Origin of the sequence: Clostridium transplantifaecale (assembly GCF_900626075.1) — a bacterium.
GTDB lineage: Bacteria > Bacillota > Clostridia > Lachnospirales > Lachnospiraceae > Otoolea > Otoolea transplantifaecalis.
The window spans coordinates 1,151,096-1,163,419 of record NZ_UYZY01000001.1; the positions used below are offsets into that span (position 1 = coordinate 1,151,096).

The following is a 12,324-nucleotide window of genomic DNA, read 5'->3' on the forward strand; positions in this document are numbered from 1 at the left end:
CACCCGCGACAACCTGTAAACCGGGACTGAAGACTCACAACCTGACCTCACCATCCCGAACCCCGGCCGTCCCGGCGGCGTTCTCTCCCTCCCCCTTACTTCAAAGACTCCGCCGTCAGGGCATGCTGGCTGCATTCATAATATTTTCCCTGGTTCAGTTCCACCTTTTCCTGTACGTTCTGCCCAAGTGATTCCGCCGCGGCCATCTCAAAAATGACATCGGCATACTCTTTGCTGTCACACTGCACCGTTCCGAACAGCTTTCCGCTCTTTAAACCTTCCATTCCCTGCGGCGTCCCGTCTATGCCGACAATCTTAACCGGCCTGGAATCGCCGCTCCGCTCCAGCGCATCGGCGGCTCCTAAAGCCATCTCGTCGTTGTTGCAGATGACCACCTCAATTTCTTTGGGAAATTCTTCGATCCACTGCTCCATCAGGGCCGATGCCTGGCTCCTGTCCCAGTTGGCAATCCCGCCGGTCAGTTTCTCAAGAGGTACGCCTCCGTCCTTTAATGTCTGGATTGACCACTCGGTCCGGATCAGGGAATCCTGGTGGCTGCTCTCTCCTTCAAGCAGCACATAGCTGACCTTTCCATTGCCGTCCAGATCGAGTCCTTCCGGATTTTCCTTATAGAGATCTACCAGGATATTCCCCTGCAGGACCGCAGACTCCTTGGCGTCCTCCCCCACATAGTAGAGCTTCTCCCAGCGCTTCATATCTTCCTCCACCGGCTCCCGGTTGAAGAAAATGACAGGCACGTCCGCATCCATCGCCTTGTTGATGACATAGGAGGCGGCAGAGCGGTCCACCATATTGACGCAGATAGCGTCATACCCCAGCGAGAGGAAACGGTCCACCTGGCTGTTCTGTGTATTCTGGTTGCCCTTGGCATCGGCCACATCCATCACGACCTTGATCCCGGTTCCCTTCTCATACGTTTTGGCTTTATCTTCCAGATTGGAGCGGATATTGTTGATAAACGGATCGTCTCCGCGGTACAGCGCCACGCCGATGCGGATCGATTTTTTTTCATCCTTTTTCCCGCCCCCGCAGCCCTGCAGAACCATACACCCGGCCAATATAACCGCCACGGCGGCCGCTGCAATCCATAAACGTTTTTGCTTCTTCATAGGCCATCCCCCTCTAATCAATCGGATACAGAATCTTCTCGAACTTGCTTTCCCTTAAATCCGCTTTTTCTATATAATAAGCATCCAGGCGGATCTGCTCCCTGGCTCCTTTTCTCTGAATCGCTTCCACTGCCTTCTCCACACAGAGATAACCTTCATCGAACTCATTGCTGACCACCATTCCCTTAATGACTCCCTTGTCCATCTGGTTCAGAAGGGAGGGGGTTGTCCCTGTCCCGTAGAGGCTCACGATGTATTTTCCGTATACCGGGCTTCCGCCTATAATCTCCGCCGCCTCGCTGGTACTTGAGGGATCCAGGCAGGCAATCACGGCCGTCCCGCTTCCCGGATAGACGGTTTCTTCGATGACTTTCCGGAACGTATCCGCCGTTTTTCTCTCATAGGCCGCCATCGCATAGCCGTTTTCTTCCAATACCGTCCTGAGTCCTTCCAGCCGTTCCCCCGTATAGCCGTGGGTCAGGCTGTCAGCGAAAATGTACACGGGAAGCTCCGGCGTATTTTCCGAAACGATAGCTTCACCCATTTTTTTACCCTCTTCAAAGTGATCTGTGGCTACCGCACCTTTCACGCTTTCCGACGGCAGCAGTTCCCCGGCCACAATCACAGGACTCCCGAGAACAGCCGTATCCATATGGGTCATGCACTCCATCGAGTCCACCGGTTCCAATATGACTGCCAGGGCCCCGTCGTCGATCTCCCGTTTCACCAGCTCCATCTGGCTGTCCGCATCTTCCTTATCAAAAAGCGTGATAAAACTGACATCCACATTGTAATCATCGGCGGCCTGTTCAACACCTTTTCTGAAGTTGACGTAGTAGTCGTCCGTCGTATCGGCGATAACAATGGAAACCGGGTAAATCTCCGTCTTTTTTTCTTTAATAATCAAATCAGTGGAGGATAAAAGGTACAGGAATACAAGGATTCCCGCAAAAATACCCCAGAGGACTTTTTCCTGTTTTGCCATTATACCATCCCCCTCTCCACCGCTTCACTGTACGGCACGACCGGAAGATGTATCCTGACTGTAGTGCCCTCGTCCGGCTCCGACTCAATAGAAAGGCCGTATTCTTCCCCAAAGTATAGCTTGATCCTCTCATTGACATTCTTAACCCCGATGCCGGAACCGCGCCTGGATTCCACGTGGGACGCCCCCGTAAAGAGGTTTGCCACCTGCTCATCGGTCATTCCAAGGCCGTTGTCAATCACGCAGAAATACAGATCCGCGTCTTCCTTCCAGACCTTCAAAAGAATTTCCCCGTCGCCGTCCATGAATTCCATGCCGTGATAAATGGCATTTTCCACTAAGGGCTGCAGCATCAGTTTGAGGCTTGCCAGTTCCAGCACGTCGTCGGACGCCTCGATCTCATAAGTAAACTTGTTTTTAAATCTCATATGCTGGATCATCAGGTAGTTTCTGACGTGTTCCAGCTCATCCCTCACCGTGATGATACTCTTTCCCTTACTCAGGCTGATACGGAAAAATCGGGCCAGCGCAGTCACCGCCTTTACCGCCTCCGCCTTCTGCTCGTTCTCAATCATCCAGACGATGATGTCCAGTGTATTATAGAGGAAATGGGGGTTAATCTGGGACTGCAGCGTGTCGAATTCCTGTTTTCGCTTTGCCTCGTGCTCCGTCACGATGTCCTTCATCAAAAGGCGTATCTGCGCCGCCATGTCCCCGATGGATTTGCCCAGATGCTGGATCTCATAGGAACCGCCGGTGTAGACGGCCACATCCAGGTTGCCCTCCTCCAATATTCCCACGGATTTTTCCAGCTCCTTGATGGGGTTTGTAATCCTGGAAGAAATATAGGAGTTGATGAGGGTAAGAATGAACAGAATGAGTGCAATAATAAATACGATAAAAAGCCGGGTCTTAATCGTGTTCAGCGAAACGACGTTTTCCGGCGTTACTCCGACTACTTTCCAGCCCGTATAGCCGATAGACTTGATTGTAACAAACCGGCTGCCTCCCTCAAATTCTTCCATGTGGTTGCCGTCCTTATAACCGGCCGCAGCAATATTGTTCTCCTGCAGCCTCCCTGAATCAATGAGCTGCATCTTAGGATGATACAAAAGCTCGCCGTCGCTGCTGATCAGATAGACATAACCGCCCTTACCGGCCGTCACGCCGTCAAAGAGCTGTTCCAGACTGGAATAGCTGATGTCCACCAGTAGCACGCCCTGGGCTGTGGAAGTGCCCTTAGTAAGCTCCACGGCGCGGGAAAGCGATATCACCCAGCGGTACTGATTCTCATTGTTGTCAAAGATATACTGCACATGGGGCTGGGAAAAATGCTGGTTCTCCGTCTTCTCCAGCGCATCCTGAAACCACGGTTCCCCCGTGACGTCCAGATTCGCTTTGAGTCTTGCCGCGGGAACCGCTTCCACGAGCGCTCCGTCCTCCGAGAAAAGAGCAATGTTATCAACATTGTCCTTGTTATTGTCGTAGAGCAGCGTAAGTTCCGAACCAACCGACTCGGAGGAGAGGTCCGCATTCTTTACCGCTCCGTAATAGAGAGAATCCGACAGCTTCATAATCGTCCGCAGATAGGATTCCACGGAGCGGGCCACCTGGCCGATCAGCCTCTGGTTCTCATCCTGGACCATGGCCGTGACCTGGCCGGAAAGTCTCTGGTACAGGGAAAATGTAATCAGAAGACCGGCCGCCAGCGCAGTCACCGTGAAATAGATGAAAATCGTGGTACGTATGCTGTTATTCAGAAAAAACGGCCGTCTCTGATTATTATCCTTCTTATCCATTTATCTGGCTCCCCTGAATTTCGTAGGCGACACACCGAACTTCTTTTTGAAAACATAACTGAAATAGTTTTGTTCCGGGTATCCCACCTTCTCTGCGATAATATAGGTCTTATCTTCCGTTGTCATGAGCAGTTCCACCGCCCGGTTTAAACGCACGTCTGTCAGATATGCGATATAGGCCTGCCCCGTCTCCTTCTTGAATACAGTGGAAAAATAGGCCGGACTCATATGGAGATGGCGGCAGATCTTTTCCACCGACAAATCCGGATCCCTGAAGTTCTCCTGGATATACTGTTTGGCCTCCTGGATGACATTCTTGGTCGAATTGCTTCTCTCCTCTTCCATCCCCCGGTTCATTTTAAAGGCGACTTCGGTCAGGTACTGTCTGATATTATCCGTTTTCTCCACTTTCAGAAGGATTTCAAAATAATCCGTCTCCACGCCGAACATATCGCTGATCCTAAGGTCATACTGCTGCGACAGCTGGGTCAGGGCGTTGATGACGGCCAGGATATAAGCCTGGTGCTGGCGGTAATGGACCTTTGCCTCCTCCATCTTTCCGACCACGTCCCCAACGACGGAGCGTATCTTCTCCTCCGGCCCGAATTTGACGGCGGCTATCAGCTCCGACTCCATCCGGCTGTCAAACTGCAGCTTTCCGTGGTTAAACGGCTCCACATCCCGGATGTAGATAAGGCCGCCCGAACCGGCCACGGCCCGGTAGCCCAGCGCATTTAACGCCGAGTGGAAAGACTGGCCGATATCGGCCAGGGAATTACAGCTCTCACCGACACCGATTGTAACGGAAACCTCCAGGATCTTTTTTGTCTCCTTGCAGATGTCGCCCAGCATGGCCACCAGGCCTGTCTGGGAATTGTTTTCGTCGATCGCGGCAATCAGGATGCTCTCAAAGGAAGAATGGAACATCGTATAACGGTACTGGCCCTCCAGCTTTTCTTCTATCATATTCTGGACGGAGATCGGAATCAGCTCCCTCTCCTTATGGAGGGATACGGCCTTGTCCACCTTCTCGTCCGGTTCCAGATGAATGGCCGCAACAATCCATTTATGGGCGTTGTCTATGTCGATATCATATTCCTTTAGTTTCTCCGATATAGTTTCCCCCGACATTCCACCATGAATCAGGTCATTTAAGAAATGTTCCCTGATGGTCGGGAGATTTTTGATATAGCTCTCCCTGAGGAGGTTCACGTTCCTCTTCTGCTCGATCTCCTCATCCAGGTTTTTCTTAATTTTTTTCAGGATCGCAGTCAGCTCTTCCACGTTCACCGGTTTTAAAATGTACTCAATTACATTCAGTTTGATCGCTTTTTTCGCATATTCGAATTCATCGAAGCCGGAAAAAATCACAATCTTCACCGACGGATACTGCTGACGGATTGTCTCCGCCATCGTTAGGCCGTCCATGTAGGGCATTTTGATATCCGTAAGGACGAGATCCGGCTCATTCTGCTCGATCTTTTCCAGGGCGTCCTTGCCGTTCTCCGCATCCCCGATTACTTCAAAGCCGGTGTCCGCCCAGTCTATCTTGTTAATAATGCTTTTCCTTACCTCTTCCTCATCATCTACCAGCATAATCTTATAAAGATTCATATCGCATCACTCATCTTCTTCCCTGTCAATGTCATTGTCAATATAATCGATATCCTCAAGCGCTGCGGGATTAGAGGCCGGACAGAGATATACCTCCTCCGAATGCCTCTTAATTACGGCTTTTCCGCCCGTATCGCCGCAAAGGCTTAAAAGTTCCTCCCGGTATATCCCTGAAAACACCGCCGGATTCCCGGTCCTTTCCCCATCCGACAGGCAGGCGATCGTCTTTTTCGACTGCCTGAATTCCTCCGCCAGCCGGAAGAGCTCACCGGCCGCCAGCCGGGGCTGATCGCAGACCATAAACATCAGGCTGTCTTCATCCGCCATGGCTCCGGCCGCCCGGATCCCCAGCTCTATGGAATGGGAAATCCCCATTTCCCGGTTCCTGTTAAATACCACCCGCCTGTCCGGTTTCATGGATTCATCAGGTTTCATGGTTCCATCAGTTTTCATGGATTCAGCCGGTTCCAGGTATTCAGCCGGCGCAATATTTTCAGCCAATGCAATACATTCTGACGGCTCACCGTACGGTACGAAACCGTCACGGCTGCAGAGTTCCCGGCCGATTTCCTCATAAGCCGTCACGGCGATGAGACGGACCGCTTCTCCATTTCCCGGCTTTTGATGCTGGGAAGGGGAGCCTTCCTGATACTCTTTTGCTGCCTCCACTGCGTAACGGTACATCGGCGTTCCGTCGATACAGTGGAGGAGTTTATTGCTGCCAAACCGTTTTGAAAATCCGGCTGCCAGCAGAATCACATTCATCATGGCAGTTTTTTAAGCCCCCTCACTACCTTCTCGGGTGTGACAGGCAGCTCCCGGAACCAGAGTCCGGTTGCATGATAGATCGCCTGCACAATGGCGGGAAGCGGGGTGTTCATGACAACCTCGCCTACCGATTTTGCCCCGAACGGCCCTGTCGGTTCATAGCTGGAATCGAATTCCACCTCCAAATCCGGCACCTCCACCCTGGCCGGAATTTTGTACTGCATAAAGGAGTTCTCTTTCAGTCTTCCCTTATCCGTATAATTTATATCCTCAAAAAGCGTCATGCCGATGCCCTGGACGATGCCTCCCTCGGCCTGGATTCTGGCCAGGTTCGGGTTTATCACCGTTCCGCAGTCCACGGCCGCCTTGTACTCGAGAAGGTCAATTTTCCCCGTCTCCAAATCCACTTCCACCTCGGCCATACCGCACATAAACGGAGGCGGCGATACCTGGGAGGAATGGGAAACCGTAGCCTCAAGAGCCAGGCCGGAACCGCACATTCTTTTTGTTGAGATATCTTTCAGGGAAACCTTCTGTTCTTCCCCCGTCCGTGCTTCCGATACAAAAACAAAAGAACCGTCGAAGTCCGCTTCCGACGCATTAACTCCCAGAAGCTCCGCGCCCTGGGCGATAATCTTTGCCCGCAGCTCGCCGCAGGCTTTTACGACGGCCATTCCGGTGACATAGGTGGTGCTGGATGCGTAGGAACCCGAGTCATAGGGCGAAACATCCGTATCTACTCCGGACACGACGATGTCGTCCACATCGCAGTCCATACAGTCGGCCGCCATCTGTGCGAGGATTGTGTCACAGCCGGTTCCCATATCGGTTGCTCCAATCATCATATTATAATGGCCCTCATCACTCAGGCGGATTGTCACCGTGCCGACGTCCATGGCCGAGATACCCGAACCCTGCATGGATATTCCGACTCCGACGCCCCGGACCTTACCGTTTTTCATAACTCTGGACGGATACTTTCCGGCCCAGTCCATCATGGCCGCCGCCCTGTCCATACACTGTTTTACATGACAGCTCTGAAGCCGTTCATTGTAGTAGGCGGGCATAATCTGGCCTTCCTGCAGGAAATTCCGGCTCCTGATTTGGAGCGGATTAAGTCCCAGTATCGCCGCGGCCTCATTTAACGCCGTCTCCACTGCAAAGAGGCCCTGGGTCGCCCCATATCCTCTGTAGGCTCCCGATGACTGGTAGTTTGTATAGACCACATCATAGGTAAACCGGAATGCCTCCGGCGTATAGATAGGAATCGCCTTATGGCCGCTGAGTCCGACCGTCGTCGGCCCGTGTTCCCCATAAGCTCCCGTGTTAGAGAGGGTATACATGTCGATAGCCCTGACCTTGCCGTCGCCGCTCAGTCCCATCCGGACGGTAATCTCCATCTCATGGCGTGGGGAGGAGGCAATCATGGATTCATATCTTGAAAATACCATCTTGGCCGGACGTCCCGTCTTCATCGTGACAAGAGCCGGATAAATCTCCGCCACTCCCGTCTGCTTGGCCCCGAACCCGCCTCCGATTCTCGGTTTAATCACGCGGATGGACGACTTTGGGATGTCCAGGGCATTAGCCAGAATCCGCCTGATGTGGAACGGAATCTGGGTGGACGCCACCACGTTAAGCCGTCCAAAGGCATCCTTATAAGTAAAGGCCCTGAACGTCTCCATCATCGTCTGATTGTCCGCCTTCGTGTGATAAGTTCTCTCAATCACCAGATCACAGTCTTTCAGCACCGCATCCACATCCCCGTCCGACTCGGCGCCGCTGGAACACAGGTTTCTCTGATTATCGGCTCCCACCGGGCAGAGCGCCTTCCAGTCCTCCTCCGGATGGACCAGCACGCGGTTGTCCTTCGCCGTCCTGAAATCGAGAACCGGTTCCAGAACCTCGTAATCCGTCTTAATCAGCCGGAGAGCCTGATCCACGGCGTTCTCCGTCTCTCCCGCCACGATAGCGGCCACATCGCCGACAAAGCGCATACGCCGGTCGATAATCTTTCTGTCGTACGGGCTTGGCTCCGGATAAGTCTGTCCCGCCTGGGTAAACCGGCTCTTTGGCGAATCTTCCCAGGTCAGCACACAGGCGATTCCCGGAACGGCTTCTGCCCTTTTCGTATCAATGGTCTTCACAAGCGCATGGGCGTAGGGACTTCTTAATACCTTCACCACAAGACAGTCCTTCGGGGCCAGATCATCGGTATAGACCGGCGCTCCCGTCACCAGGGCCATGGCATCTTTTTTCATCACAGGCCGGCTCACATTCTTTCCCTTATTCATGACTCCTGCCCCTCCTGCTCTTTTTCCTTTATGTAAATAAGATATTTTCTGATCGCGCGCATCTGGCCGGAATAGCCGGTACAGCGGCAGAGATTGCCCGCCAGGTATTCCCGGATCTCGCGGTCGTCCGGTTCCGTCAGTTCCCGTTTCATGGCAAGGACATTCATAATAAAGCCGGGACTGCAGAAGCCGCACTGCTCCGCTCCTTCACCGGCCAGGAAACGGCCGAATTCTTCCGCTTCCTGCTTAACGCCCTCCAATGTCGTAATCTCGGCGCCTTCCGCCCGCATCGCGGGAACGGCGCAGGAAAGCACCGGTTTTCCATCCATCCAGACGGTGCACAGACCGCAGTTTGTCGTCTCACAGCCGCATTTTACGCTGTAGCACCCCTGGGAGCGCAAAAATTCAAGAAGCATCATATCGGGAGCAATATCCGCGCTCACCGTCTTATTATTAATCCTGCATGTCAGATTCATCCCGTCTGCCCTCCTGTCCCTCTCTCAGTGCGCCGATACGTCCGGCCGCCCGGCCGATGAGGACGCCTGCCAGATATTTCCTGTACTCCGCGCTGCCCCTCATATTGGTTCCGTAAGTAAAACGGGCGGCCAGTTTCTCCGCCTCAGCGCGCCTCTTCTCCCCATCCAGGACGGAAAGCAGGCCTTCCGTTTCAATGACCGACGCCCTGGCCGGCCTTGCCCCGACCGCCAGGCGTGTCATTCCGTTATCATCCTCCGAAACGGCAACAGAGAGCACCGGGAAATCCACCGCCTCATTTCTCATCATCTCATAAGCGGCTTTTCTGCCCGTCTTCTTCACAACGAGGGCGGTCATAATATCGCCGTCTGCCTTCATGGCCACAAACTCGGAAAGGGGAATCCTCCCGCCCCTGTAAAGCTCCACCCACGAGTCCATGACAAGAAAACAGGTCAGGATGTCGGAAAACCCGAATCTTCCGAATATGCTTCCTCCCACCGTGGCGCAGTTTCGAAACTGCGTTCCCACAATGTGACAGACACAGTCCTTTGCCGCCCCGGACATAAAATCATTCAGCCCTTTATGCAGCTCCAGCTGACGCAGGGAGACCATAGCTCCAATCCGGAATTCCTCCTCCGTCTCCTCGATCCGATCCGATAGAAGATCGCGAAGATCCAGGAGTGTTCCGATATTCCTGCTCTGCAGACGCAGAAAACAGAATCCACCCGCTATCACCGCCGACTTTTTGGCATTCATTGCGAATGCCTCTTCCAAATTCTTTGGTTTAACATAATTTTTATAATGAATCACCGATTTATCCTCCGTATTAATCCGTGCCGTATGGCTGCCGTTTTGCGGCTAAGAGGCTGTTTGGCCTCAAACACGGTTTACAGATATTTTACCATAGAGCTCAATTTAGGACAAGGAAAAAGCGGCTCGCGCCGCTTACAGAGTGCCGGGAAACCGGCGCTCCGTAAAATTCATTGCTGCCGCCGCTTTCTTTCCTATCTTCCATTATTATCGCGGCGCCCCTGCGCGCCCCTGTGCTCAATTTTGTCGCCTGTCCTCCTGCCCGCCTCCTTTTTTTCTCTCGCGAGTTTCTCGCTGCAGGCGAGGCAGTCTTCATCAATTTCGTATACGCTGTTTCCTTCTATTATTAAACGGGTGCTCATTCCCACTTTCCCCCTGTAATTTTCATCGTACTTTAGTATATGCGGCAATTTCCAAAGCGTCGGCATGATCCTTTCTTTTTGCGCATATATTTAGGCAAGGAATTAAGAGGTATTGTCCCATGAGCAATGAACAGACTTTAAAATTGACAGAGCTGGATTATCTGACGGCCGCCCCTCATCTTCAGATGATAAAAGCCGCCCTTCCCTACATCAATATACAGGAACAGCGTATCTTCTCCCTGCTTGTAAAAATTGGTGAACTGCAGCGAACCGTACAGTTGTTTGGAAACAGTGAGGAAGGTGATCTCAGCATCTGTTCCCTGGAAGAAGACGCGCCGGCTTCCCCGGTGGATATGTTAAATGCAATGAAACCGTTCGGCACAGAGGCCGAGCAGGACTTTATCGATCTGATTGTCAACTTTCTGCAGGGCTCCCAGCTTTACCAGTCCTATATGGACAGTATGGATGAACCCGATCAGGAAATCCCCAGGCGGGAACCGGAACATGTGCAGGGACAGGAACACAGGGCCGACAGCCGTACGGGATATTCGTCCGCCCAGAATAACCAGAGCAGCCAGAACAGCCAGGGGAACCAGAACGGGTCCGGCGGACAGAATAGTTCCGGTGGGCATAACGGACAAAACGGCAGGAGAAACGATTTCTTCCGTTTCCCCATGGACCAGCTGAAAAATATACTTCCACCCGATCAACAGTCCAAACTGGAGACGGCCCAAATGCTGATGCAGACCTTTCAGCAGTTCTCGTAACACACCCTGCTCCGTTACATAGAACGGCAGCCGCCCTCCCTGCAGCCGTGTCCGCGGCGGGACCGTCCGGAGACAAAGCTCAAACCAAAAGCATGAAACTACCCGACCAGAAACAGATCATAACAAGCAGAAAGGAAATTAGACCATGAATGAGAATTGGAGACAGGATCCGCGCCTGAAAGGAATGGATGAACAAAAACTGAAATATTTGACCGAGCTGGCCGACAAAGCCGGAAAAACACCGAAAGATAAACTGATGCCCTTATTAATGAGCATGGCCGCCGGAAACAACGGAATGAATTTTAATGATCAGGAGACGGATTTGATTGTATCGATTCTCACTTCAGGAATGAATCCCGCACAGAGAAAACAGGTAGAAACCCTGCGCACCCTGTCGAGGAAGATGGGAAACCGGAAATAGAACATTGAAGGCCGCTGCAGGCAGTAACCGGCAGCGGCCTCTGTTTCGTATTTTTCTCATCTATCCCATTACCTGATCGACAGAAGCGCCGCCTTTGTCGCATGGATCTGCGTCGTATCAAACACGGGTAATGCCGTATCCGCCTCCCGGATCAGCATTCCAATCTCAGTGCAGCCAAGAATCACTCCCTGCGCACCGGCAGCCGCCAGCTTATCGATAACCGCCAGGTATTTCTGTTTGGACGCCTCCGAAATGATTCCCCGGCACAGTTCTTTAAAAATCACTTCATTGATTTCTTCAATCTCCTCTTCCTCTGGAATCAGAACTTCAATTCCGGCGCCAACCAGCTTTTCTTTATAAAAATCCTGCGTCATCGTATATTTTGTGCCAAGCAGAGCCACCCGGTTAATCCCGCTTTGCAGCAGAATGTCTGCCGTCGCCTCGGCAATATGGATAACCGGAATCCCGATGTGCGCCTCTATCTGCGGCACGACCTTATGCATGGTGTTAGTGCAGATGACAATATAATCGGCTCCCGCATTTTCAAGCTTCTTTGCTGCCTCCGCCAGAACCTCCCCTGCCCTGTCCCACTCCCCGTCGGACTGGTACTTCTCGATCTCCTCAAAATCCACGCTGTACAGCAGTATCTTTGCGGAATGCAAACCTCCCAGCTCTTCCTTAACCACCTCGTTGATAATCTTATAATAGGTGACGGTGCTCTCCCAGCTCATTCCGCCAATCATCCCAATTGTTTTCATCTTAAATGCCTCCCGCCTGTGTCAATCGGACAAGAAAGAGTCCTGCCCTGAGGTTTTTTCATATCACAGGCTCACTTTCCTGTGATAGAAAAAACAGACGCCGGATGCGGAACGGTTTTCCCCCGCCTCCCCCCGCAAAACG

At 52.4% G+C, this 12,324-nt stretch carries 12 protein-coding genes; 2 read left to right on the forward strand and 10 right to left on the reverse strand.

What is annotated here, in order from left to right:
- Window positions 1–95: 95 nt before the first annotated feature.
- The 9 genes from EJL91_RS04905 to EJL91_RS24500 form a co-directional block, all read right to left on the reverse strand.
- Window positions 96–1,130 (reverse strand): galactose ABC transporter substrate-binding protein, encoded by a 1,035-nt coding sequence (locus EJL91_RS04905; protein WP_125140815.1) that lies wholly within the window; start codon window positions 1,128–1,130, stop codon window positions 96–98.
- A 13-nt stretch (window positions 1,131–1,143) separates the two neighbouring features.
- Entirely contained in the window at window positions 1,144–2,115 is a 972-nt protein-coding gene (locus tag EJL91_RS04910; RefSeq protein ID WP_206429453.1) for a substrate-binding domain-containing protein, read from the reverse strand.
- The gene (locus tag EJL91_RS04915; RefSeq protein WP_125140817.1) at window positions 2,115–3,914 is read right to left on the reverse strand and encodes a sensor histidine kinase; all 1,800 of its coding nucleotides are present in this window, start codon (window positions 3,912–3,914) and stop codon (window positions 2,115–2,117) included. The genes EJL91_RS04910 and EJL91_RS04915 overlap by 1 nt, the downstream gene beginning before the upstream one ends.
- Window positions 3,915–5,528: a response regulator gene (locus tag EJL91_RS04920; RefSeq protein WP_125140818.1), complete on the reverse strand. Its 1,614-nt coding sequence runs from the start codon at window positions 5,526–5,528 to the stop codon at window positions 3,915–3,917.
- Window positions 5,529–5,534: 6 nt separating this feature from the next.
- Complete coding sequence (locus EJL91_RS04925) at window positions 5,535–6,296, reverse strand: nucleotidyltransferase family protein (RefSeq protein WP_125140819.1); 762 nt, start codon at window positions 6,294–6,296, stop codon at window positions 5,535–5,537.
- Entirely contained in the window at window positions 6,293–8,590 is a 2,298-nt protein-coding gene (locus EJL91_RS04930) for a xanthine dehydrogenase family protein molybdopterin-binding subunit (protein WP_125140820.1), read from the reverse strand. Before EJL91_RS04930 ends, EJL91_RS04925 begins: the two co-directional genes overlap by 4 nt.
- Complete coding sequence (locus EJL91_RS04935; RefSeq protein ID WP_125140821.1) at window positions 8,587–9,066, reverse strand: (2Fe-2S)-binding protein; 480 nt, start codon at window positions 9,064–9,066, stop codon at window positions 8,587–8,589. The genes EJL91_RS04930 and EJL91_RS04935 overlap by 4 nt, the downstream gene beginning before the upstream one ends.
- Window positions 9,044–9,874, reverse strand: coding sequence for an FAD binding domain-containing protein (locus EJL91_RS04940; protein ID WP_125140822.1), 831 nt, complete (start codon window positions 9,872–9,874; stop codon window positions 9,044–9,046). Before EJL91_RS04940 ends, EJL91_RS04935 begins: the two co-directional genes overlap by 23 nt.
- 194 nt (window positions 9,875–10,068) lie before the next feature.
- The gene (locus EJL91_RS24500; RefSeq protein ID WP_164516747.1) at window positions 10,069–10,236 is read right to left on the reverse strand and encodes a hypothetical protein; all 168 of its coding nucleotides are present in this window, start codon (window positions 10,234–10,236) and stop codon (window positions 10,069–10,071) included.
- A gap of 119 nt (window positions 10,237–10,355) precedes the next feature.
- On the opposite strand from EJL91_RS24500, the gene EJL91_RS04945 reads away from it, so the two are divergent.
- Complete coding sequence (locus EJL91_RS04945) at window positions 10,356–11,003, forward strand: hypothetical protein (RefSeq protein WP_125140823.1); 648 nt, start codon at window positions 10,356–10,358, stop codon at window positions 11,001–11,003.
- Between the two features lie 145 nt (window positions 11,004–11,148).
- A complete protein-coding gene (locus EJL91_RS04950; protein WP_125140824.1) occupies window positions 11,149–11,424 on the forward strand; it encodes a hypothetical protein in 276 nt (91 codons plus the stop codon).
- Between the two features lie 68 nt (window positions 11,425–11,492).
- Here EJL91_RS04950 and EJL91_RS04955 read toward each other — a convergent pair whose 3' ends face one another.
- The gene (locus EJL91_RS04955; protein WP_206429454.1) at window positions 11,493–12,182 is read right to left on the reverse strand and encodes an aspartate/glutamate racemase family protein; all 690 of its coding nucleotides are present in this window, start codon (window positions 12,180–12,182) and stop codon (window positions 11,493–11,495) included.
- Window positions 12,183–12,324: the final 142 nt, after the last annotated feature.